This is a genomic window from Psychrobacillus sp. INOP01 (assembly GCF_018140925.1).
Lineage (GTDB): Bacteria > Bacillota > Bacilli > Bacillales_A > Planococcaceae > Psychrobacillus.
The window spans coordinates 626,086-651,343 of record NZ_CP073315.1; the positions used below are offsets into that span (position 1 = coordinate 626,086).

Consider the following 25,258-nt stretch of genomic DNA (forward strand, 5'->3'; position numbering starts at 1 on the left):
AAAAACTCCTTTTTCCGTATATTTATGTAATACCAATTATATGTTTGGATAAATATAAAGTCAAGTGAATTTATATACATTTTTTAAATAATAAAAACGTTTAAAGGATTTTATATTCTAAATCCTTTAAACGCTAGTATTTAATCGAATGTAATTTTGTTTACTGCATCACGATCTAATTTTTTTATCACTTCTACAATTAATTTCACAGCGTTTTCATAATCATCTCTATGCAAGATTCCTGCATGAGAATGTATATAGCGAGTTGCTACACCAATTGATAGAGAAGGAACACCATTTACGGAAATATGCATAGAACCTGCATCAGTTCCCCCACCCGGTATCATTTCAAATTGATAAGGTATATTATGTTCGTCTGCAGTATCAGTTACAAAATCACGTAAACCTTTATGGGAAACCATAGATGCATCAAATAATACGATTTGTGGACCCTCACCCATTTTACTTGTCGACTCTTTTGCCGTAATACCTGGAGTGTCTCCAGCAACACCTACGTCCACTGCAAAGCCGATATCAGGTTTGATCTTATTAGTTGTTGTTTTGGCACCACGAAGGCCAACCTCTTCTTGGACATTGCCTACTCCGTAAACGATGTTCGGATGATTTTCATCTTTTAGTGCTTTTAATACATCAATTGCAATTGCACAACCAATACGGTTATCCCACGCTTTAGCTAACAGAAGTTTTTCGTTGTTCATTACTGAGAACTCAAAATAAGGAACTACCATATCTCCTGGTAATACGCCCCATTCCATTGCTTCTTCTTTAGAGGATGCACCTATATCTATGAACATATCTTTAACATCCGCTGCTTTTTTACGCGCTTCTGCAGATAGTATATGAGGAGGTTTTGAGCCAATAATACCAGTTATCGTATCTCCTTTACGTGTCACAATCGTTACTCGCTGCGCAAGCATCACTTGGGACCACCATCCGCCTACAGTTTGAAAGCTCAAAAACCCTTTGTCATCAATTTTTGAAATCATAAAGCCGACTTCATCTAAATGTCCGGCTACCATAATTTTAGGACCGTTTACATCTCCAACTTTTTCAGCAATTAGACTTCCTAAATTGTCGTATTCAATTTTATCTGCAAAAGGTGCGATGTACTTCTCCATCACTTCTCTTGGTTCACGCTCGTTACCAGGAATCCCTTTAGCATCTGTCAATTCCTTTAACATCGTTAATGTTTCATCTAGCTTTGGCATTATTTCGACCTCCTAAATATATGTACGATTCCATTATATTCTAAATTAAAGACATTTTCAAAATTTGAACATATAAAATTTCAATCAGCTCCTGCTCCGCCACCGCCGTCTCCTCCCCCTCCCGAAGAATCTCCTCCGTAAGAACCTGCTCCGTCTGATGAAGTGGAAACCTTAGTCCACGACCAAGACTTTGTCACATAGTCTATCGGATCTGTACTTGCAAGTAGCACTGTAGCAAGTGGAATAGAGACATCCTTAAGGGGAATATTTACATTTTTTCTTCCAAATAAATAAGCTCTAACTATCCATTTTTCTTGTTCAACATTATTTAAAGTAATCGGCATCCCATTCTTTAATTCTTTCCGATAGGAACGTACTGCATCTTTTGCACGTACTGCATTCATCGAAAGAATATTTCTTGGTATGACTAAATATAAAATTACAACCATCAATAATAGTCCAACGGTCAAATCGACTATCTCATCATTTCCAATGGAGGTAATAAAGAAAAATAATAGAACAGCATATATACTAAAAAATAATGTCGAACGTTTTTTTATCCAAAGTATAACTAAGAAAATAATCGTAAATGTGCATATACAAACAATAGCCAAATAGCTTTGTACATTTGCATAATAAGCGAACATAGTAATCAGTGAAACTATAAGAGTAGCAAAAGTTATAACTAGTAAAGGAATTTTACTATTAATAGCTCCCGCCACTTCTAGCTCTTTTTCTACTAGTTGATGCCACTCTATTTGTTTCTTTTTAAAGACTTTTACTTTGGTGTGAAAGAATTTGGAGTTCTTATTATCCTTTGCAGCCCCTGCAGCATCATGTAAATGAAATGCCCACTTTTTAGAGCCACTTTTAGTTGTAAATAACCAACCAGTCATATATTTTTCAAATACTGACGTCGCCAGAGTTCCATCTGTAAGCCTGAAGTCCAAAGTTTCTTCTGGAGCTTTCGGATCGTGTTTAAAACGAAGTGCAGACTTTGCATGTTTAACCTTGACTGCTCCTTTTTCTGCTAATGAAAAGAGTCCTACAAGAAAGGCTTTAGGATGTGGTTTTCCACATTTATCAACAAAAAACAAATACAGTACATCCGTATTTAAAACTTCTTCACTATTTCCTTTTCTCCAAAAATGTCTTTGTGGTAAGAAAAATAGAAAACATAGAATGATGATTAGCACTGCAAATGCAACTTTCGGTATGAATGAGATAATTGTATCTATGTAGGACAGTCTTTTATTCCATTCTTTTTGCTCATCTCTCTCATTAGCCAATGCATCCTTATAGGATATTGGTGCTTTGGCTTTTCCAGAAAATGAAATTAGGTCTGCCGGAAATACTAAACTACTTTTCGTTTCAGTAAAAGCTTTGGATCTATGAGTGCTAAATCGAATACCAAAAGTATTTTTTTCCGTTTCCACTTTCGTTTTATTATATAAAACTCCTTCAAATCTATTTGTTTCAACTGTTTCCGGCAGAATATAATCTATCGTTACATTAAAGTAATCCCGATCATGAGCATCCTTATCTTCAAAGTAAACGACATTTAGTTCGTTATAATTATCATAGGCAGTGACACTATTTTTGAGCGTATACGCATATAAAAACGATACTTGCTGATCACGCATACCTATGTTGGAATAGAACGTATTGTTTTTTTGGGTCACCGTCAAGGGAGTCATCATAGTCTGATCAATAAACCCTGGTTCCAAGTTTAACCCGGCTAACTCATATGCATAAAATTGTTCTACGTTTTTCCCATGATCCAGTGGGAAAGAACGACTTAAACTAGAGAACGATCCGTCAAAATTATATGTAAATACCTCATTTACTAAAAGATCCCCGTTTGGTTGAATCCAGGACTTTATATGTACTTTTTCAATAGAATAGGACTTTGCTTCTGCTACTATTCCAAAAGAGAGTGACAGCAACACCAAGATAATAGATAAAAGAAACTTTTTCATAGATTACACCGCCATTCTAATATGTATTGTTATTTTTACGGCTGGTCTGAGAAAAAGTTTCACTCAAAATTAATAACCACTTTTTTGACGTTCATAATTCGTTTCATTTTTCGCAATATACGCCTGTAAGACATCTTCATTGCTAAAACCTAGTTTTTTAGCGATTGCACCATACATTATCCACACTTTTTCGTAGTGAGTTTTAGTCGGTTCAGTTAAAAACGTTAAAACGGATTTATTTGCGCCTATGAAAAGTGCAGTTAAATCTCCGTCGATACCTTTATGTGGCCATTCCTCTAAATCTTGAAATCCTTTTTCTATTCCTAACGATAATATAAAATGAATGGAATCAACATACTCCTCTAAAATAACACTTCGTTCTGATGCTCCCTTTTCACTCCAGAATTTAAAGCATCTAGTTTCGTTCGCAAGTTCCGCGAGTTCAACTATAAGTGCCAGCCCCTTTTTTTCAAAAACATCCTCCGTTACTTGCTTATTTGATTGAATATATTGGTCTAAAGCTTGCTGCATTGTAAAAAGTTTAAATAAATTCATCATTTCCTCCAAATATTTTAATTTATTTTGAAACCAAACTACCTCTTCTATCGTATAGCAAGTACAATGTATTTTACAAGGAGGACATTTGAGATGTTCTATTTACTAAGATTGTTTATTTTGATACTTATCATATACGTTTTTTATAAAATTCTTCGCTATTTATTTGATCCTAAGCGCAAACTAGATGAGGCATATGAAAAGGAACAGTATTATTATTATGATGAGGTAAAAAATGTTCGCAAAAACTTCTTTATCACGTATAAAGGTGCTCTATTTGAGGGAGAAAAATATTTAGGAACGACCGATCAAGCATTCGAAGTCGTTTCAATCTTCATATGGACAAAAGATCCAGCTAAACTACAAGGCTTTACGAAAGAAGACTTACGTTTCTTACAAAATGAAATTAAAATGAATTATCCAAATGCCAAAATTAACTGGAAAAGTCCTATTGAGCAATTAATGCAGGATGACTAGTGATAATAAAAAATGGTTGGTCGAGAGTTTTCGACTAACCTTTTTGTGATTGATTTTACATTTTACATGAAAGTTTCCCTATCGGTGATTGAAGTGTATATATTATACACGTATATACATTTGTCACACGGAATGCACATTTCTAGCGACACTAATTTCCGCTCTAGGCGGGCGCTTTGCGCGGGCACGGCTTCAATCTCCTCGTCACTACGTTCCTGCGGGGCTTTCAGCTCGCGCTATTCCCGCTGGAGTCGCCGCCAGCCGCTCCAATTAATAGAATCCACTTTGTATCACTGAATAAATGAATGTAAAGATACGTTTTCGTTTGTATTTTTGATTTCTATAATTATGAAGAAAGTAAATCTCAATACTTTACTGTGTATATACCCTTTTCATAATCATCGTTATTATAATACTACCTCTATTCAATCTAAAAGTTAATATCTACTAATTTAGTGATTGCAGTGTAACGCGGCGACTCCAGCGAGAATGACGAGACCCCGCAGGGTAGAAGCTTAGCGCCGCCCGAGGAAGCTCGGCCTCTCACGCTGAAACCAGAGCACATAAAAAAGACAGCCCTATGCAATGATAGAACTGTCTGTTGTTAATATGTAAAAAATCAAGAAAGCATATAAGATCAATAACATTAAAAATCCAACACGAAAGTTCGTATGCTTCGTTTTATGGCGAAACAGTTGCATTCCGATATACGCTCCGATTCCCCCTCCAACAATCGCAAGTGTCCAAAGTGTTTTTTCCGATATACGATGACCATGTTTTCTTGCTTGTGATTTGTCGTATCCCATTACAAAAAAAGCTATAACGGACATGATTAATATGAAAATAAGAATAACGTTTGTCATACATATTATGCTCCTTGTACAAAAAAAGCTGATAGATTCTCTATCAGCTTTTTTATCTTAAATTATTTTGCGATTGCTTTTTTAGCTGCATCTGCAAGTTGTGTAAATGCTTGAGAATCTGTTACTGCTAGATCAGCTAACATTTTACGGTTAACTTCGATTTCAGCTAATTTCAATCCGTGCATTAAACGGCTATAAGAAAGTCCGTTCATACGTGCTGCCGCATTGATACGTGTAATCCATAGTCTACGGAAATCACGTTTTTTGTTACGACGATCACGGTATGCATACATGAATGACTTCATTACTTGCTGGTTAGCAACTTTGTATAATGTATGTTTTGAACCGTAATAACCTTTAGCTAATTTTAATACTTTTTTACGACGACGTTTAGTTACTGGTGTGCTTTTTACGCGTGGCATGATTCATTACCTCCTGCTATTCTTTCGAATGATTGAATTTCTGTTATTATTTCATGTAAGTTAATAAAGTTTTGATACGTTTGTAATCGCCTGAAGATGCTACTTTAGTTTTACGTAGTTTACGTTTTGCTTTAGTAGATTTGTTAGCGAATAAGTGGCTTCCAAAAGCACGGTCATGTTTTAATTTTCCAGTCCCGGTTTTTTTGAAACGCTTTGCAGCTCCACGGTGAGTTTTCATTTTCGGCATGTCGAATTCCTCCTAAACAATTGTACTCTATTACTGTTTTTCGTTCTTTGGTGCAAGCACTAAGAACATGCTACGGCCATCCATTTTCGGTTTTGACTCGATTGTGGATACTTCCGTACAAGCTTCTGCAAATCTATCTAAAACTCGTTGTCCTATCTCTTTATGAGTAATGGCACGGCCTTTAAATCGAATAGATGCTTTCACTTTATCTCCTTTTTCAAGGAACTTGATCGCGTTTTTCAATTTCGTTTGGAAATCATGCTCATCGATTGTCGGGCTCAAACGAACCTCTTTCATCACGATGATTTTTTGATTTTTACGAACTTCACGATCTTTCTTTTGCTGCTCAAATTTGAATTTACCATAGTCCATGATACGAGCGACTGGTGGCTTGGCTTGAGGAGCCACAAGGACAAGATCCAAATTTACACGACCTGCTATTTCAAGTGCTTCGTTACGTGTTTTTAATCCTAATTGATCACCATTCTGATCAATAACTCGTAGTTCGCGAGCTCGAATGCCATCGTTTACATACATGTCTTTGCTAATAATGATCCACCTCCAAATAGTGTCGCGAATACATGGTTTGGGCATAAATTCCGTAGAAACGAATAAGTTACGCCGTTTTAGATCCATAAAAAAAGCGGGCAGACATATGATATATGTCTGCCCGCCGATATGAGTACATGTAATAACTACATGTTACAGTCGATCTTGTGCTTACCAGTCAACAACACTTGTAGGTGTCAAACAGGTGAGAAGCGGGCAGCCTCTTCTTATACCGCAAACTTGTATTCAATAACCTTATTAACTATAGCATGTTGATATACTCATGTCAACACCCAAATATATTAATGTGCTACTTCTTCTTTCAATCGTTCTAAGAACTCTGCAAAAGGAATGCTTTCTGATTTTTGTTCTCCGTATTTACGAACGTTTACATTTCCTGCTTCTAGCTCTTTATCACCCAGTACAAGCATGTACGGAATTTTTTGCATTTGCGCTTCACGAATCTTATAGCCCAGCTTCTCTTCACGATCATCCATTTCAACTCGGAAATTAGCTGCTACTAATTGCTCTTCAATTTGTTTTGCAAATTCAAAATGTACTTCATTTGAAACTGGAATGATTTCAACTTGGACTGGTGCTAACCAAGTTGGGAATGCACCTTTATACTCTTCGATTAAGAATGCTACAAAGCGCTCCATTGTAGAAACTACACCACGGTGGATAACAACTGGACGATGCTGCTTGCCATCCTCACCAACATAATTTAGGTCAAAGCGTTCTGGTAATAAGAAGTCTAGTTGAACAGTCGATAAAGTTTCTTCCTTACCAATTGCTGTTTTCACTTGAACATCTAATTTTGGTCCGTAGAATGCTGCTTCATCTTCCGCTTCGAAGTAATCTAAACCAAGCTCGTCCATCGCTTCTTTTAACATACTTTGTGCTTTTTCCCACATTTCATCGTTATCAAAATATTTTTCTTTGTTTTGAGGATCACGATAAGAAAGACGGAAAGAGTAGTCTTCTAAGTTAAAGTCTTGATAAACCGAAATGATTAATTCAACAACTTTTTGGAATTCGGATTTGATTTGGTCTGGACGTACAAATAAATGCGCATCATTCAATGTCATTCCGCGTACACGTTGTAATCCTGATACTGCACCTGACATTTCATAACGGTGCATAGTACCTAACTCAGCAATACGTAGCGGAAGGTTTCTGTAAGAATGCATACCATTTTTGAAAACCATCATATGATGCGGGCAGTTCATTGGACGTAACACTAATGTTTCGTTGTCCATTTCCATCGGAGGGAACATAGAATCTTGATAATGATCCCAGTGACCAGATGTTTCGTAAAGCTCTTTCGAACCTAACACTGGTGTATATACGTGTTTATAGCCAAGTTTAAGCTCTTTATCTACAATATAACGCTCAATAACACGACGGATTGTCGCCCCGTTTGGTAACCAAAGTGGTAAGCCTTGACCTACTTTTTGAGAAGTTGTAAATAAATCTAGCTCTTTCCCAATCTTACGGTGATCGCGTTCTTTCGCTTCTTCAAGCATATTCAAATGATGTGTAAGCTCTTCTTTTTTAAAGAATGCAGTACCGTAAATACGTTGAAGCATCTTGTTATCACTATTTCCACGCCAGTATGCACCAGCAATACTTAATAGTTTGAACTCCTTAAGTTTGCCTGTAGATGGAACATGTACACCACGACAAAGGTCAAAGAAATCACCTTGCTCATAAATCGAAACTTGTTCACCTTCTGGAATTGCTTCAAGAAGCTCTACTTTGTACTCATCCTCTTTAAATTTATCAAATGCAACTTGACGAGAAACATCATGACGAATAATTTCAATATTTTCATTGATAATTTTTTTCATTTCTTTTTCGATTAATGGTAAGTCTTCAGCAGTAATTGGTACCGGTGAATCAATATCATAGTAAAAACCATTTTCGATAACTGGCCCAATACCTAATTTAACATCTTTGAAAAGACGTTTAACTGCTTGTGCAAGTAAATGTGCCGAGCTATGGCGTAAAATTTCTAGTGCTTCATCAGATTCCGGAGTAATGATTGCGATATCTCCATCCTCCATAATTGGTGTTTTAAGGTCGATTAATACTCCACTCAGTTTTCCAGCAAGTGCTTTTTTACGTAATCCAGGACTGATCGATTGAGCAATTTCTTCTGTAGTTATCGATACAGGGAATTCCTTTACTGCTCCATCTGGAAATTTCAATTTAATAATTTCTGCCATTTTCAACACTCCTTTTATAATAAGTGAAAACACGAACAAAAGCGCAAGCGCCTATAATTGCCCCAAAGGGGACAGGCGCTGGAGTCTGGAAGGTGAATCATTTGTAGAAAGTTATTCACAAATCCAGGATTTAACAATTTCCTAAAGCACAAAAAAACCCCATCCCTAAAAAGGGACGAGGTTCAAGTCGTGGTTCCACCCTTCTTCTGTCTATCCATTACTTGAAGTAATCATAAATGAAATAGACGAAGCTCTGCATCGGCTAACGGGCCGGTGACCGGTAATTGCTATTTAAATTCACAATTACTGCTCAGAGGTGGTAAATCGATTGCCGATACTTAAGAAGCTTACAGCCAAGGCTTCTCTCTCTTCAAAGTCGTACAAACTGATTGTTGTCCTCTTCCTTGCATTTACTTATTCTTATGAAAATGATTATACGCCACGGAAAAATCAATTGCAAGATTAAATACAATTTTTTCATGCTTTCTCGCTCTTATCCTTCAACTTTCTCTCCAGTTTTTACCCTGAAGCGAGATTGGTGTCGTAAGTGCTCGAATTCGTTCCATGATTCGACCAGCTTTTACTACTTCCTTTTCCCCACGCTGCGTGAAAGACAAATGATGCTGTAACTCATCATAGTTGAAATTAGAAGACATAAAAGTTGGTAGTTGTTCGGACATTCTATAATGCAAAATTGTCCCTAAGATTTCATCTCGGGTCCAACTAGACATAATCTCTGCTCCTATGTCATCTAACATTAAAACCGGAGCACGTTTCACAAACTCAATCTTCTCAGCAAGTGAATGATCTTGGATTGCTTGTTTCATTTCTCTTAAAAATTCGGGTACATATACAACTACCGAATGAATATGTCTAGCAGCTAACTCATTTGCAAGAGCACCAAGTAAATAAGATTTTCCTACACCAAACTTACCGTAGATATATAAGCCTTTAGTTGGAAGTTCATTTGTACGCTCCCATTCATTAAGAAAGTCTTTAGCTGCACGGACCGCAACAACCCTACTACCATCCTCTAAGTCTACCCCAGCAAGAGTAGCTTCCATAACCTCTTTAGGCATATGAATACTGTCAATCATAGAAATAACTTTCTTACGCTCATCCTCTATAACGCCTCGATTACAACGAACATACTCTATATCTATTAAGTTTCGATCAAGGACCAGCTTAGGCTCATACCCTTTCATGTAATTCTTACATTCATCTAACGTTGGGCAAGATCCACAATCATGAGATTGAGAGATAAATTCATATAGTTTACTCGAACTTCGATCTACTATCTCTTTATTAATATCTGCGGAGTTTTCCTCTAAGAACTTCTGAACTCTAGGGTTTTCCAAAACTTCTTTTTTCATATCGTTTAGTCGTGTAGCAAATTCAGGTGATACTACTCTTTTTAAGGTTTCATTAATACGTTCCACTCTTTTCACCTACCTTTTCAAAGTACCTAGCTCTGCTAATAGTTTTTGACGTTCTTCATCTATATTTTGAATACCATTTGTAGTCTTACCTGATGATTTCTTCGTTTCTCCATCTTTCTTATAAAACCAATCAGGCACTTTTTCCTCGCGTGTCGGCTTTTTCGTATATGTTTTTTGTGGAGATCCTTCGTTTTTCCATTTTACATATTGTTCATGTTCGTTTCTAGCAAGCTCCATTGCTTCTTTGGCTGTTTTGACATCCTTCCGCATCCAATGGGAAGCGATTTTCTCAGCATAGTTTTTTGTGAGTTTCATGTCTGTACGTAGTAATACATATTGTAACAAAACATTGACGACTCCGATTGGCATTTTAAAGTGTGTTACAAAATGGTTAGCTAACTGAACATCTGCGAGAATCGGCTCTTTTCCGTTCGCGATATCCTTCAATACCGATACGGGTGGCGTTGTTTCTAAATAATGGATTAACTCACCTTCCTTTGTTAAAGGCCCGGTAGGTTCCATAGGTTCGACTTTCTTTTCAATTTTTTCAATTACAGGCGCAACTTTAGAAACAGTCAGCTTATAATAATCCGCGCACGCTTTTTTTAATCTCGCTTCTGATAAATGTAGTTCATCATCTAACGCAAGAATAACTACTTTTTGCATTTCCACCGGACTTAATTTATATAAAAAAGCAAGTTTGGCAATTACTTCTCTTGCTTCTATTGTCATCGCTGATTTAGGTACTAATTGCTCGGAAAGACCCTCTTGAAGTAACGAAAAATCAAATTCGTCATAATAAAAAGGGACAGAAGATTTTCTTTCCTTCGATTCGAAATTTTCATCGAAAGATACAGTATTCATTTTAGTAGACGGTTTAAATACATCAACAAAAGTTCTAGAGACGTCTGTGAAACCCTCATTCCAATTGGAACTTTGGATAAAACGATTACGTAATTGTTTAAAAGCATTTTCTCCTACTTTATTGAGCAAAAACATGGATAGTAATGGATCCTTTAAAAATGATTCAGCATCTAAAGGTGCTGCAAGCTCATAATGGAAAACACTCCCGTCTTCCATTGTTTTTTTCCATGTACGTAGAAGACCGATCGCCTCTAGCGCAAGACGGGCATGAAAAATTTTACCTATTGGCATCCCGAGGACATTCATCAGTTGATAATGCGACCAGCGCTCACTGTTATTTTGTTCCCCATCTGCCCAAAGTGTTAAATATAAACTTATGCTTTCTGCTCCAACTAACGGCTGATAAAACAAAGTTAACAATTGCCGATCATAATCTGATAAAGAATATGGTAAGCGAATCATATACAAATCTGCTGGCTGTAGCTCTTTATATAACATCGACAATTGTATCTACTCCTTTAGATTTGATAAATATTAAAATGCTTCTATTTATAATGAAGGATTTTTCTTTAAAATTTCCTTTAATTCATCGATAAATACATTTATATCTTTAAATTGGCGGTAAACGGAAGCAAAGCGGACGTAAGCTACTTCATCTACTTCAGCTAGCTTGTCCATAACGATCTCTCCGACGTCCTCTGACTTCACTTCTGCATTACCCATTCTTCGTAATTCTTTTTCAATGGAGAAAACAATATTTTCTAGTTGTTCTAACGCAACAGGTCTCTTTTCACAAGCACGAATTAGCCCACGCAGCACTTTCTCACGGCTAAACTCTTCTCGAGAACCATCTTTTTTTACAACGATTAGTGGTGTCTCTTCTACTTTTTCAAATGTAGTAAAACGAAATCCACAATCTTCGCATTCTCTCCTTCTTCTGATTGCCTTATTGTCATCCACAGGACGAGAATCGACAACTTTTGTGCCATTATATTGACAAGTTGGGCATCTCATATAGATCTCTCCTAATTCTTCACGGTAGTTTTATGTATCTATTATAACAATATTCTTCATTAAAATCGAAAAAGCAGAGGAATCTCTTCCTCTGCTCACTCAGTCAGGTATAAATTTATTACGCTTGAACTGTCATTCGTGATGCAGGCTTTTTGACCGGTCCCATACCACGTGGCATTTCCAACGTTTCGCGTGTTCCAGCATTAAGAGCATCTGCAATATAGTTAGCTGCGATTGATGGATCTAAATCACCACATGTATACACATCAATGCTCGCATAACCGTGCTCTGGAAAGCTGTGAATCGTTAAATGCGATTCGGAAATAATAACAACTCCACTTACACCTTGTGGTGCAAATTTGTGGAATGCAACTTCTCTGACCTCTGCACCAGATTTTAGTGCAGCATCAACAAATGTTTGCTCGATAAATTGCATATCGTTAAGTTTGTCGAAATCGCACTCCCATAGTTCTGCAATAATGTGACGTCCCATTGTTTCCAATGTCCGTTTCCCCCTTTGATAAGTTTATTTTTAACCTCAAAGTTGACTACCACGGGGGAAAGTTAGTCCAAAGAGGTCCTAACCCTTTAAGTAGTCGGTGTACAAGTAAAGTAACACGATTCTCATTATATGTTGTTTTATTAAATAATGCAAGAGATAATAAATCCTCTTTCTAATTGCTAGAAAGAGGATTGGATAATTATAGAGATGAAGCTACTTTTTTAGTAAGGTCAACCACTCTAGCAGAGTAACCCCACTCATTATCGTACCAGGCAAGAACTTTCACTTTACGGTCCCCAATAACCATGGTTGTTAAACCATCTACTGTAGTAGATAGTGTCGTAGTGTTAAAGTCTATTGACACTAACGGTTCCATTGTAATACCTAAAATGCCTTTCATTGAACCTTCAGATGCTTTAACAAAAGCTTCATTTACTTCTTCGACTGTAACATTTTTTTGTAAGTCCACAACTAAATCTACTAAAGAGACATTCGGAGTCGGTACACGCAATGCCATACCATGAATTTTACCTTGAAGCTCCGGCAGTACAAGTGAAAGTGCTTTTGCTGCTCCTGTTGAGGTTGGAATGATCGATTGACCGCAGGCACGCGCACGACGTAAATCTTTATGTGGATTATCTAAATTATTTTGATCGTTTGTATATGCATGAACAGTTGTCATTAACCCATTTTCAATACCAAACGTGTCGTTCAATACTTTAACTACAGGCGCTAAGCAATTTGTAGTACAGCTAGCATTTGAAATAATATGATGAATTGATGAATCTAATTTATCATCGTTTACTCCCATAACAATTGTTGCATCTTCATTTTTTGCAGGAGCGGTGATTATCACCTTTTTTGCACCAGCTTCGATATGTGCTTTAGCTTTTTCACCATCATTAAATTTACCAGTAGATTCAATTACAATATCCACATTTAACTCTTCCCAAGGCAATTTTGCCGGATCTCTATCATCCACAATTTGAACACGCTGACCATTAACGATTAGTGCGTTTTCTTCTAGTGTAATATCTCCAGTGAAAGTACCGTGTGTAGAATCATATTTAATAAGATGTGCCAATGTCTCTAATGGGTATCTCGCATTGATCGCTACCACATTTAAGTCCTCTTGTGCTATTGCTTGACGAAAAACCATACGTCCGATACGTCCAAAACCATTAATCGCTATTGAAACTGTCATGTGAAAAGTCCTCCTGTAACTATGTGATACTTATTGTTTTATAACCTTGAATTAGTATAACACATTTTCGATATTGTGTAGCCCTAAATATACATAATACTAAAGTCGATATTTTCAAACAACTTCACGCTAGTCGAGAAAGGCACAAGAGCCCTTTTAGGTCAAAACCTGTTTCTATCGTTTCAGTTGGCTTTGGACAGACTGTTGCAGCTATTTTATTACCGTTTTTTTTAAAGAGGATGATCGTGACTGACATCACAATCATCCTCTCTTTTCTCGGTAATCTCATGGCGTTTCCTGTCCATCGCCTTCCTACAACTATTGGTAACAGGTTTAAAATATTTATAGGAAGAAGGGAAGAAATTCTTTCCCACACATAGAAGAGGCGCCCGAAGATACAATTTCGGGCGCCTCTCTCCTTCTCTATTGGGTAAATATTTACTAATTCTCTGTTGAAAATTTAAGTCGAGTTCATAAACGATAATAGTCAGGAAGAGTCAACTTGAGATAGAAATTAGCGGTATAGATTAATTACTCAAGATACCGAGACACTCGAGTCAGGACAAACCATATTCTATACTTTCAAATATTGAACAAAATAATACTTAGTTAATTTTTAGTTTGATTTTCCCCAAATATCTAATATTTTTATCAATTGCTGTTTAGTTTCTTCTATGGTCCCATTGTTATAAATAACCGCATCCGCACCTTCTTCTTTTACTGACAAAGGTAATTGGGATTGAATACGTAATTTAGCTTCCTCCTGAGTAAAATCATTTCGAGACATCAATCTTTCTAGTTGCGTCTGTTCCGTTACTGTCACTACAAGGATTTTATCCACAAAGGATTGCAACCTACTTTCAAAAAGCAGTGGTATATCCATAATTATGACTGGATGTCCCTGCTGCACAAGCTGCTCTTTTTGGGCTAACATCTCTGCTCGGATAGCAGGATGCATAATATCATTTAATTGCTTACGTTTAGAAGGATTCGAAAAAATGATTTCTCCTAGGCCTTCCCTATTTAAGGCTCCATCCTCATGGATAACCTCTGTACCAAAAGTTTCTTTAATTGTTTCAAGAGTCGCAGTTCCTTTTTCAACTACTAAACGCGCGACAAGATCTGCATCTATAATGGGACAGCCCATTTCCTTTAACATATTCGCAACGGTGCTTTTCCCACTAGCGATGCTTCCCGTTAATCCGATAATCATCTGTTTGCTCCCTTATTTCTGACATGCTGGGCAGTAAGTAGATGTACGACCACCGATTGTCTTCTGTTTCGTTTTCGAACCACAGATTAAACATTCCTTTTTGCCATACATTTGAAGCCTATTTTGCATATTTCCTGATTCACCGTTGATAGACCGATAATCGGAAATCGTACTACCCCCATTTTCAATACTATCAAGCAGAATAATTACTATTTCTTGGAACAATTGAATTTTTCGTTCTCTACTAATTCGTTTTACCTTTCGAGCTGGATGTATTTTCATACGAAATAACACTTCAGTTGCATATATATTGCCACAGCCAGATACGATATGACCATCCATGATAAATTCTTTTATCGCTTTATTTTCGTATTTAGGCAATGCACTCATATGCAAAAAATGATCTAATGCATATTGGTCAAATGGCTCCGGTGCCATTAGCAATAAAGGAGGATAATCCGCTTCCTTTTCTAATAATCGTAATTCGCCAAATCGTCGGATATCGGCATAGACTAGCATGCCTCCCTCCTCAAAATGGAAGGTAACATGCGCGTGTCTTTTAAACTTATCTTCTGTAATCTCATGCAAATTTTTCACATAAAACCAAGCACCTGACATACCTAAATGAGATACAAGCATATGGGCAAACCCATTTTTCAAAAGATGAAAATAAATATATTTAGAACGCCTCTCTAAGTGGTCAATCTTCACACCAGGCAAAGCTAAACGAAACTGTTCCACATCTAGACCTTTAATGATAGCTTCTTTACCATTTGCCTTTGAAGTATATATCGTTTTAGAAACGTCTACGGATTTAATGGTCATTCCAGTAACAATTGGTTGAAGAGAGCGCAGTACTCCTTCTACTTCAGGTAATTCAGGCAATTATAAAACCCCCTACTTCGTGTCATACCAAGATGACCCGAAGGCATAATCGACTTTTAAAGGTACAACCAGCTTAATAGCATTTTCCATTACCTCCGGAACTATTTTTTCAAGTAATGGAATTTCCTCTGGAGGTGCCTCGAAGATCAGTTCATCATGTACTTGCAGTAGCATTTTCGTTTGCATATTTTCTGTTTTCAATCTTGCTGCCATATCAATCATTGCTTTTTTGATAATATCTGCTGCGCTTCCTTGAATTGGTGTATTCATCGCTGTACGTTCTGCAAAGCTGCGTAAATTAAAGTTAGAACTTGTTATTTCCGGTAAATATCTTCTTCTATTTAGGATTGTTGTAACGTAGCCTGTTTGTTTTGCCTCATGAACAATATCATCCATATATTCTTTTACTCCTGGGAAGCTGTTTAAATAATTCTCGATAAATTTCGCTGCTTCTTTTCTAGTAATATCCAGATTTTGTGATAAACCATAATCGCTGATACCATATACGATACCAAAGTTTACCGCCTTGGCGGCACGACGCATATCGGATGTCACAGCTTCCTGCTCCACATGAAAGACATCCATAGCTGTTTTAGTATGAATATCTAAATCATTATTAAAAGCATCTACTAGATTTTCATCCTTAGACATATGCGCAAGAACACGTAATTCAATCTGAGAGTAATCTGCTGCAAACATTACCCAACCTGGTTGAGAAGGAACAAAGGCTTTACGTATTTTTCTACCTTCTTCTAAACGTACTGGTATATTTTGCAGATTTGGATTTATCGAACTCAAACGTCCAGTTGAAGTTAGCGCTTGTTGATAACGTGTATGAATTTTCCCATCATCTTCATGAATCTCTTTTAACAATCCTTCAATATACGTTGAATTGAGCTTACCTAATTGTCGATATAGAAGAATTTGCTCGATTATTTCATGTTCACTTGCTAGTTTTTCTAGAACATCCGCTGCAGTTGAATAGCCTGTTTTCGTTTTTTTAATAGGTGTAAGACCTATTTTTTCAAATAATATTACACCTAATTGTTTCGGTGAATTAATATTAAAAGTTTCCCCAGCTAGAGTATAGATATCTTGTTCAATCGCCTGTAATTTAATATTTAGCTCATGACCCATTTCTACTAGTATTTTTTTATCCACCAATACTCCGTCCGATTCCATCGTACCAAGGATAGAAGCAAGAGGTAATTCAATTTCTTTATACAATGCGTATTGTTCATTTTCTTCTAGCTTTACTTCTAATCTTGCTTTTAACTCCCATACTGCCTTTGCTTTTCTAGAGGCATGTTCTGCAATTTTCTCTATTTCAGGCGCAGATTTTTTAGCGCCTTTTCCGTAAACACTGTCATTGGCCAACACGTTAGAGTAACCAAATTCTTTCGCAATTGCTGCGACGTCCTCTGACGAAATTGCTGGATTAACTATATACGCTGCTAATAGTAGATCAAATTCAACTCCAAGAATAGTAACATCATGTTTTCTACTCACTGCTTGAGTTGCCTTTGAATCTGCTAAATATTTTTTGTTCGAATCATTCGCTAACCATGAACAAAACTCATTGGATTGAAATGCTACTTCACCCGCTACAAAATAACATTTTTCACCATTCGACAAAGCAATGCCTAACAGTTCACTTGTATGATATTGCTCATTATACATTTCTAAATGTACGGCCATTACATCGTCTAAAATTGTGGAGTCAATTTGGTCTATAATCTGGAATTCTACCTCTGTCGTTTCTGGCTCTTCTGAAACATATTCTGATTTCTCCAGAAGTGTTTTAAAGGATAGTTCCTTCCAAACTTCAATTACATCTTCCATATTCGGACCATTATATAAAATATCCTCAATAGAAACCTCTATTGGCGCATTTGTTTCAATTGTAGCTAATGCCTTACTCATAATTGCCTGTTCTTCATTGGCAACAAGTTTTTCCTTTAACTTGGCACCACTCACTTTATCAAGTGCTTTGTACAGATCCTCTACTGAACCATGTTCCTTTAAAAGCTTAATAGCTGTCTTTTCTCCTACACCAGGCACTCCAGGAATATTATCTGAAGCATCACCCATTAAGCCTTTCATATCAATAATCTGTAGAGGAGTTAAACCATACTTTTCTTGCACATGTTCAGGTGTGTATTTTTCAATATCAGTGATGCCTTTTCGCGTAATATATACAGTAGTCTTATCTGTCGCAAGCTGCGTTAAATCTTTATCTCCAGAAACTACCACAACCTCTTGACCCTTTACATCCGCTTGTTTACTCAATGTGCCAATAATATCGTCCGCCTCATACATTTCCAGTTCGTATCGCTTAATGCCATAAGCATCGATCAACTTACGTATATAAGGAAATTGTTCTGAAAGCTCAGGAGGTGTTTTTTGTCTTCCACCTTTATATTCGCCAAATGTAGAATGACGGAAAGTTGTTTTTCCAGCATCAAATGCCACTAACATATGGGTTGGATTTTCTTCTTCCATAATTTTTTGAAGCATCATTGTAAAGCCATACACTGCATTTGTATGTATGCCATGTTCGTTAGTTAATAAGGGCAGGGCAAAAAAAGCTCGATAAGCCAAACTGTTGCCATCTAATAATAGAATTTTTTCGGATGACATATACATTCACTCCTTCATAATAAAAACGTCATTCCCTATATCTTACCATGACAGTAAGGGGAATGACGATTCAAATACTATTCTAAGTAACCAGATAAAATTTTCGCATATGGAGAATCAGATGGGATAATAATCATCGTATCTTCCCCAATTGTTTTCTTATAAGATTCTAATGTTCGGTATAAGGAATAGAACTCAGGATCCTTCGAGAAACTATCGTTATAAATTTGTGCTGCCTCTGCTTCTCCGTCCGCTTTAATCATCGCTGCATCTTTATTAGCTGTAGCTAGCATTTCCCGAACTTCACGATCCGTGTCCGCTTCTATCCGACGTTTATCTGCATCCCCAGTGGACAGGAATTTTTGTGCAATACTTTGTCTTTCAGAAATCATTTCATTATAAACAGATTGCTCATTTTCCTGAGGCAGATCTGTACGCTTAATACGAACATCTATTACTTCAATTCCGTAATTATCTTTTTTCAATAATTCATTTACGTGGCTAGTTATTTGATCATTTAAGCTTCCTCTTGAGGAATTTTCATCGTTAATAATCTCACTATATTCTAATTGACCTAGCTCTGAACGAACGACCGAATAAATAAATTCCTCCATACGAGAGCCAGCTCCAACCAATGTACCTGCGCTTGAAATCATTTCTTTTGGATTCACTACTCTCCAAACAGCATAATTATCTATAATGATTCGACGTTTATCTTTTGTATTGATCTCCGCCTCTGATAATTTATAGTTCATCTGGTATTTAGGGATTGTTGTTACACTTTGTAAAAATGGTATTTTCATATGAAGGCCAGGAGTATCTTTAATACCTTTAATTTCACCGAATTGGCGAATTACTTTAAACTCTCCTTCTTTGACTACATATATATTCGCTAATGCGATAATGAAAAGGACAAAAACTAAAAAGATTGCGATGAATGGCTTTGTATATTTTTTATAGTCCATAGGCTTTTTTTCCTTAGGTGCTTTACTTGGTTTGTTTTCAACCGTTTTAAATTTAGCTTCTAAACTTGAGAATGGATTTTTGTTGTCCGCCATTATTTAGCGCTCCCTTCTTCTGTTTTAGCTTCTGTTTCCGTTACAGGTGGTGCTGTTTGTTTTGACGTATCTAAAGATTGAAGCGGTAAATACTTCATCGTTCCACCTTCATCATTCATAATATACATTTTAGTATTTGGTAAAACAGCTTCTAATGTTTCCATTACTAATCGTTGTTTAGTGATTTCTTTATTGTTTTGATATTCTGCATAAAGTTTATCAAACAACGCTACGTCACCTTTTGCCTGTTCAATCCTTGCAGTTTTATGACCTGTCGCATTTAAAATAATGGCATCCTTTTCACCAATTGCTTCACTTAACTTTTGGTTTTTGTATTTTTCTGCTTGATTCACTTTTGTATTCTTAGTTTCTTCCGCGTCTGTTACTGCAGTAAATGCAGATCTGACTTCTGCATTTGGAAGTTCCACATCTTGTAGTTTCACGGTTAATACAGTAACTCCAATATCATACTTTTCTATTAACGAGCGTAATAGATCATTCGTGTCACTCTCAATCTGTGCTTTTCCTGATGTTAAGGCATCATCTATTTTGGAGTTCCCAATAACAGAGCGAATAGAAGCAGAGGTTGCATCATGAAGTAGTTCTTGTGGATTTTCAGCATTAAATAAATATGATTTAGGATCTGTAATTTTCCATTGAACGACTAGATCCGTTAATACAATATTGTCGTCCCCTGTAATCATTTTAGTATCCTTATCAAATGATTTGATATCTCCGTCTGCGGTTTGACTGTAACCGAACTTCAGACTAAATGTTTCTTTTGATAGTTTTTCTACTTTTTGAATTGGCCAAGGCATTTTAAACTTCAACCCCGAATCAACTACTGGTTCACTTGCTTCACCAAACGTAATGACGATTGCTTGTTCCGATTCATCTACTGTATACCATGAAGTAAAAACTGCAGATATTAATATAATGCCAATTACACTCATGGCGATAATAGTTAGTAACCTTTTAGCACTCATATAATTTCCTCCTTTTATGTATACTTCCTTTTACGGTTTAACTTGGTAATTGGTTTCAAAATAATAGAGTTAGTTGTTCCATAAGCATTTTCTATAAATAAAATGCTCTGTTAGCTTTTAAGAGGTTAAGTTGGAATAGGATATTTTTATGAGTTCATAATACTTGTTACAACTAATAACACGGATTTTTACGTGATTTCCCAATTATTATTCTTTTTCTTAAAAGTCGATCTAGTTGATTGGAGCCGTTCCTGCGGAAAGCGTCACCCTGGTGTATGAAATCAACGCTGCTCGGAAATTCGCTGTTGAATATGCTTTTATGAAATTAATTCAATGAAAATAAAAAAAGCTAGCAAAATGCTAGCTTTTCTTAGGTAAATCGTTTTGGAAAAGGGGTCTATTTAAATGTATCAAATAATTGTTAATGCATTGTGAATGATTTGTAAATATTTCCTTACCAATTATTGTTTTTATATTTTTTATAATAGTTGAACTGGCGAGCGATCAAAAATAGTTTACGAGTAAAATGCTTGTCCTTTTTATAAAAGAGTGGATTTCCCCATTTACCGGACTTCAAAAGCAAATTCACTTCTTGTTGAATCTCTTCATTTTCAACAAATTTCTTTAATACGATTTTAGGCACTACGGTAAATAAATAATGTTCATTCAACAAAGTAAGAGCTTTTTCCTTTTGATAAATAACATCATCTACAAAATAACGGGCCATATTATGTCCAAGCGCAGTTGTATAATAACTAGATCGACCTTGTCTAATATTTACCTCAAATACTTTAAATTTCCCATCACGCTCATCTAATTTTAAGTCAAAGTTTGCAAAACCAACATAACCTATTGCTTCTAAAAAGTGTTGTAGCTTTTCCATCAGTTCCTCATTATATCGAGTAATGAGTGCAGTGTAGTTACCAATAGCCGTAACTGTGTGCTCCTGAAGAACCACCTGTGCAAGTGTACTTAGTTGGGCTTTACCTTTAGAACTCATATAAAAAACTGAATCCCACATATACGTGTCGTCTCCAGGAATATAATCCTGAATGATTAAGTCTTCCGTATAACCACTAGCATTCACTTTGTTTAAGACATCATCTAGTTCAGCCTTTGTCTCTACACGGTAAACTTTTTGCTGACCAGGAAACTTATTTTTGTAATACATAACACCATTGCTCGGTTTTATGATTAATGGGAAGAGCACATCTTCTGTAAATGCAGCTTTTTTTGCACATGAATAATAATATGTTTTCGGAGCATCGATCCCGTGCTCTTCACAAAGCTTATAGAAATTTGTTTTGACGAGAAGATTGTTCATTAATTCTTCCGACATATAGTTAAAAACATACATTTTCTTTAAGGCATCCGCATTTTCAATTATTAATCGTACATAAAAATCATTTGTCCCTATTAATAGCAATTGTTTGTCGTTTGTTTTATATTTTTCTGCTACTTTGGAAAGAACTTGAACAAAGGAAGATTTATCCCACAAATTTGGTTGAATCTCTATATGTTCGATTACGCTGCTCCATTTTGTAAAAGACATTTCTTCTTTACCTACTAATATCGGTTTAATATTGTATTCCTCATGAAAAGAAATTGCCATATTATAAGCATTCATATCTGTCCCAATTATAATGGGGATAAATGGTTGTTTATTCATAATGACCTCCGTTAACTTTTAACAAGTGGAATTGATACAGTAAAGACAGTACCTTTTCCTACTTCACTTTCTACTTCTAGTAATCCGTGATGTGCTTCCACGAGATGTTTTACAATTGCTAAACCAAGACCGGTTCCTCCTGAGTTTCTACTTCTTGCTCTATCCACTCGGTAAAAACGCTCGAATACCCGGTTAATTTCTTCTTTCGCTATGCCTATCCCTTCATCTTGAATACGGAATATTCCACATTTTTCGTTATGATCAATGGATATAGTAACCGTTTTATCCTCAGGGGAGTAGGTCAGTGCATTCATCAATAAATTCATCGTTATTTGGATTAAGCGATTTAAATCACCTAATACATAGACTGGTTCGCTATATATTATCTCGAGACGCATATTCTTTTCCTCTAGAATATGACTAGTCATCTCTTTACTTCGTTCTACAACATCCAATAAATTGACCTTTTGTAAATTCACTTCATATCCTACCTGCTCCACTTTTGAAAGGTCTAATAAGTCATTGATAAGCATTTGAAGTCTATTACTTTCTTTGTGTATAATCTCAAGGAAAGAAAGCAATGTTTCTTCATTTTTATATGCGCCATACAATAATGTTTCTGAAAATCCTTTAATACTAGTAACAGGTGTCTTCAATTCGTGAGAAACATTTGCTACAAAATCTTTTCTGACTTGCTCCAGTTTCACAAGCTCCGTAATTTCATGCATTACTACCACTATACCAAGCCATTTTCCGTGCTCACCGATAACAGGCGCCCCGTAAGCATCCATATAATAAGTATGTATGTTTTTCTTTATCGATATTTGTTCCCTATTAGAAGCCTCTGTCAAAAATAACTGGTCAATGAACGCCTCAATCTTTTTTGGAAGACCAATTTTATTAAATAGCTTTCCATCAACGTCATTAAACGAAATATCAAGCTGCTTAAGAAACGAACGATTCACAATAGTAATATACCCGTTTCGATCAATCATAATAAGGGCACTACCCATATTCTCGATCAACGTTTTTAAACGTTCTTTTTCAGTTTCTCTCATGACGGATATATCATGTAAATTTCGTGCGAGTATATTAATAGAGTTACTTAGCTTCGACATCCCTGAAAATTCTTCTTCAAAGGCACGAATTCGATAATTTCCTCTTGCTAATTCCATGGCTGTTTCTGTCAAATGCTCTATCGGCTGGGCAAACTTTTTGAAAATATTAGTCCCTAAAAACAGTGCAACAAGAAAAGTAATACTAAGAATGATGATTAAAAACAACCATAAGGAATGGGCATTTATCAATTCAGTTTGAGAGAATGTAGAATCCAACATTTCCTTAATATGCCTCTGTTCATCAACTGCGAGTCCTGTGGATTCTATATAATTTGATACTTCATCTATTTTTGTGTTTATGACTTTTTCTGAAGAGCTTTTAGCAAAAATAGGAAAAAGCTGTCCAAGTATAATTCCTAGACAAGCTAATATTAACCCTATCATAATTGAATAAGTTCTAAAAAGTTTGGAATGAAATGATTTCATTAGCTCTTAGGCTCCTCAAACTTGTATCCTAGTCCTCTAATTGTTTTGATGAAATTAGGCTTTCTACTATTTTCTTCAATTTTGTCACGTAAATGACTAATATGAACATCCACAATACGAGTATCGCCTGCAAAATCATAGTTCCATACTGCACTTAATAGCTGATCACGTGTTAACACTCGATTTTTGTTTTCAATTAAATACACGAGTAATTCAAATTCTTTTGGAGTAAACTCAACGACCTCATTGTTTAAAAGTACTTCAAAACGTTCCGGGAATACTTGTAGTGGGCCAAAAGTATACATTTCTTCTATGGTTTTCTCTTTCTTATGCTCAGTAGATATGCCAGAACGACGAATCATTGCTTTTACCCTTGCGGTTACCTCTCTTGGACTGAAAGGCTTCGTCATATAATCATCAGCACCTAGTTCAAGACCTAATACTTTATCGAATTCTTCATCTTTTGCGGTTAACATTATAATAGGAATTTGTACTTTCTTTAAACGAAGCTCTTTGCAGACTTCCATGCCATCCATATGTGGCAGCATCCAATCTAGTACGATAACCTCTGGTTTTTCATCTAAAGCTTTATTAAGACCTTCTAAGCCATCACTTGCTGTTATGACTTCAAAACCAGCTTCTTCAAGATTATATTTTAATAAAGTTACAATTGAGCTTTCATCATCCACAACTAATACTTTTCTCATTTTTTTTGCCTCCAAGGTTGATTTGAAACCCCCATTCCAAATCGATGTTAGCTATACTGTTATTATTTTTCTATAATTGGCGGCGTTACATGAAGTTCGCCCTCCACAACAATTTCATTTTGGTCATTTTGAGCTACTACTGTAATTATTACATTATTTAATTGTTCTATTATTTCCTTTATTTCAAATGCAAATTCTACTATTGAGTAATGATAAGTAGGTGTTGGAAAGCTTATATACTGTTTCGTTATATGTGAACCAGGACCCGGCAAGTATTTTGAGATTGCGGATGTAATAATACCCGTTAACATAATCGACGGTACGATAGGTTTTCCATATTGAGTCTTAGCTGCAAAATCATGTTGAATATATAAAGGGTTGTTATCATTGGTTAGCCCCAGATATAGAAGCAAGTCTTTGTCCTCTATTTTTTCTGTAAGCGTTAATTTTTCACCAATCTCTATTTCCTGTATATGTCTACCTATTTTCCGAGTTTTCCCTAATAACAATAGTTCCTCCCCCTTACAAATAGCTAATTCTATATTAACAATAAACCTACGCAAAGCGCAAGGTGATGATAGGACCTGTCCCGGGGAAATCAATAGTACTATTTGATGGAACTTTTCCAGTATATAAGCACAGGTCGCCCTTTAAGTTCAAAACCTGTTTCTATCTTTTTCGAAGGGCTTTGGACAGACGTTTTGCTATATGATTAACAAGTGAATTTTTAGAAACAGGTTAGTGCATTTTGGGATAACTAGAGAAAAGATACTTCCCACACATAGAGGAAGCTCTCGAAGATGCAATTTCGTTCCTATTTCGCTTCTTTATGGGGTAAACACTTACTATTTCTCTTTATTTCCACTAGTATCAAAGAACCTTCATTGTAGTGGCATCCCTAATTGAAAAGCAATGTCAGAAAAATTTTCTTACTACATTAACTAAAACTAATTCTATTATCCCAGCGATAAGCTATGCTAAATC

Annotated in this window: 23 protein-coding genes and 1 other annotated feature; of the genes, 1 reads left to right on the plus strand and 22 read right to left on the minus strand. The window is 36.0% G+C overall.

From position 1 onward, the window contains the following. Positions 1-140: 140 nt before the first annotated feature. The 3 genes from KD050_RS03185 to KD050_RS03195 all read right to left on the minus strand — a co-directional run bounded on the left by KD050_RS03185 (position 141) and on the right by KD050_RS03195 (position 3,763). Entirely contained in the window at positions 141-1,229 is a 1,089-nt protein-coding gene (locus KD050_RS03185; protein WP_211894821.1) for a M42 family metallopeptidase, read from the minus strand. A gap of 80 nt (positions 1,230-1,309) precedes the next feature. Further along, positions 1,310-3,208: a DUF2207 domain-containing protein gene (locus KD050_RS03190; protein WP_211894822.1), complete on the minus strand. Its 1,899-nt coding sequence runs from the start codon at positions 3,206-3,208 to the stop codon at positions 1,310-1,312. 69 nt (positions 3,209-3,277) lie between these two features. Further along, positions 3,278-3,763: a dUTP diphosphatase gene (locus KD050_RS03195; RefSeq protein ID WP_211894823.1), complete on the minus strand. Its 486-nt coding sequence runs from the start codon at positions 3,761-3,763 to the stop codon at positions 3,278-3,280. Between the two features lie 93 nt (positions 3,764-3,856). On the opposite strand from KD050_RS03195, the gene KD050_RS03200 reads away from it, so the two are divergent. Then, on the plus strand, positions 3,857-4,240 hold the full coding sequence (locus KD050_RS03200; protein WP_211894824.1) for a sigma-w pathway protein ysdB: 384 nt from the start codon (positions 3,857-3,859) through the stop codon (positions 4,238-4,240). 578 nt (positions 4,241-4,818) lie between these two features. On the opposite strand, the gene KD050_RS03205 is transcribed toward KD050_RS03200, so the two are convergent. From KD050_RS03205 to KD050_RS03295, 19 genes are all read right to left on the minus strand, one after another. After that, a complete protein-coding gene (locus KD050_RS03205) occupies positions 4,819-5,103 on the minus strand; it encodes a DUF1294 domain-containing protein (protein WP_211894825.1) in 285 nt (94 codons plus the stop codon). A 62-nt stretch (positions 5,104-5,165) separates the two neighbouring features. Beyond that, positions 5,166-5,525, minus strand: coding sequence for a 50S ribosomal protein L20 (gene rplT, locus KD050_RS03210; RefSeq protein WP_090564198.1), 360 nt, complete (start codon positions 5,523-5,525; stop codon positions 5,166-5,168). 46 nt (positions 5,526-5,571) lie between these two features. Next, positions 5,572-5,772 (minus strand): 50S ribosomal protein L35, encoded by a 201-nt coding sequence (gene rpmI / locus KD050_RS03215; protein ID WP_053588661.1) that lies wholly within the window; start codon positions 5,770-5,772, stop codon positions 5,572-5,574. A gap of 30 nt (positions 5,773-5,802) precedes the next feature. After that, on the minus strand, positions 5,803-6,324 hold the full coding sequence (gene infC, locus KD050_RS03220) for a translation initiation factor IF-3 (protein WP_211896192.1): 522 nt from the start codon (positions 6,322-6,324) through the stop codon (positions 5,803-5,805). A gap of 81 nt (positions 6,325-6,405) precedes the next feature. After that, positions 6,406-6,556 (minus strand) — a sequence feature (ribosomal protein L20 leader region). 67 nt (positions 6,557-6,623) lie between these two features. After that, positions 6,624-8,549 (minus strand): threonine--tRNA ligase, encoded by a 1,926-nt coding sequence (gene thrS, locus KD050_RS03225; protein ID WP_211894826.1) that lies wholly within the window; start codon positions 8,547-8,549, stop codon positions 6,624-6,626. A 500-nt stretch (positions 8,550-9,049) separates the two neighbouring features. Continuing rightward, a complete protein-coding gene (gene dnaI, locus KD050_RS03230; protein ID WP_211894827.1) occupies positions 9,050-9,988 on the minus strand; it encodes a primosomal protein DnaI in 939 nt (312 codons plus the stop codon). Positions 9,989-9,997: 9 nt separating this feature from the next. Further along, complete coding sequence (locus KD050_RS03235; RefSeq protein WP_235753967.1) at positions 9,998-11,350, minus strand: replication initiation and membrane attachment family protein; 1,353 nt, start codon at positions 11,348-11,350, stop codon at positions 9,998-10,000. 51 nt (positions 11,351-11,401) lie between these two features. Continuing rightward, complete coding sequence (gene nrdR / locus KD050_RS03240) at positions 11,402-11,866, minus strand: transcriptional regulator NrdR (protein ID WP_090564205.1); 465 nt, start codon at positions 11,864-11,866, stop codon at positions 11,402-11,404. Positions 11,867-11,984: 118 nt separating this feature from the next. Then, positions 11,985-12,368, minus strand: coding sequence for an adenosylmethionine decarboxylase (speD, locus tag KD050_RS03245; RefSeq protein WP_093060429.1), 384 nt, complete (start codon positions 12,366-12,368; stop codon positions 11,985-11,987). A gap of 199 nt (positions 12,369-12,567) precedes the next feature. Beyond that, positions 12,568-13,572, minus strand: a complete 1,005-nt coding sequence (locus KD050_RS03250; RefSeq protein WP_211894829.1) for a glyceraldehyde-3-phosphate dehydrogenase — start codon at positions 13,570-13,572, stop codon at positions 12,568-12,570. 616 nt (positions 13,573-14,188) lie between these two features. Further along, positions 14,189-14,785 carry a dephospho-CoA kinase gene (gene coaE, locus KD050_RS03255; protein WP_211894830.1) on the minus strand — a complete coding sequence of 199 codons (597 nt, stop codon included), beginning with the start codon at positions 14,783-14,785 and terminating at the stop codon, positions 14,189-14,191. A gap of 12 nt (positions 14,786-14,797) precedes the next feature. After that, the gene (gene mutM / locus KD050_RS03260) at positions 14,798-15,670 is read right to left on the minus strand and encodes a bifunctional DNA-formamidopyrimidine glycosylase/DNA-(apurinic or apyrimidinic site) lyase (protein WP_211894831.1); all 873 of its coding nucleotides are present in this window, start codon (positions 15,668-15,670) and stop codon (positions 14,798-14,800) included. A gap of 12 nt (positions 15,671-15,682) precedes the next feature. Further along, the gene (gene polA, locus KD050_RS03265) at positions 15,683-18,310 is read right to left on the minus strand and encodes a DNA polymerase I (RefSeq protein WP_211894832.1); all 2,628 of its coding nucleotides are present in this window, start codon (positions 18,308-18,310) and stop codon (positions 15,683-15,685) included. A 77-nt stretch (positions 18,311-18,387) separates the two neighbouring features. Then, positions 18,388-19,368 (minus strand): protease modulator HflC, encoded by a 981-nt coding sequence (gene hflC, locus KD050_RS03270; RefSeq protein ID WP_211894833.1) that lies wholly within the window; start codon positions 19,366-19,368, stop codon positions 18,388-18,390. After that, a complete protein-coding gene (gene hflK, locus KD050_RS03275) occupies positions 19,368-20,354 on the minus strand; it encodes an FtsH protease activity modulator HflK (RefSeq protein ID WP_211894834.1) in 987 nt (328 codons plus the stop codon). The genes hflC and hflK overlap by 1 nt, the downstream gene beginning before the upstream one ends. A gap of 454 nt (positions 20,355-20,808) precedes the next feature. Continuing rightward, the gene (locus KD050_RS03280; RefSeq protein WP_211894835.1) at positions 20,809-22,023 is read right to left on the minus strand and encodes a carboxylate--amine ligase; all 1,215 of its coding nucleotides are present in this window, start codon (positions 22,021-22,023) and stop codon (positions 20,809-20,811) included. An 11-nt stretch (positions 22,024-22,034) separates the two neighbouring features. After that, positions 22,035-23,567, minus strand: a complete 1,533-nt coding sequence (gene pnpS / locus KD050_RS03285; RefSeq protein WP_211894836.1) for a two-component system histidine kinase PnpS — start codon at positions 23,565-23,567, stop codon at positions 22,035-22,037. After that, positions 23,567-24,274 carry a response regulator transcription factor gene (locus tag KD050_RS03290; RefSeq protein ID WP_211894837.1) on the minus strand — a complete coding sequence of 236 codons (708 nt, stop codon included), beginning with the start codon at positions 24,272-24,274 and terminating at the stop codon, positions 23,567-23,569. The genes pnpS and KD050_RS03290 overlap by 1 nt, the downstream gene beginning before the upstream one ends. A 62-nt stretch (positions 24,275-24,336) precedes the next feature. Continuing rightward, complete coding sequence (locus KD050_RS03295; RefSeq protein WP_211894838.1) at positions 24,337-24,783, minus strand: MaoC/PaaZ C-terminal domain-containing protein; 447 nt, start codon at positions 24,781-24,783, stop codon at positions 24,337-24,339. Positions 24,784-25,258 lie beyond the last annotated feature (475 nt).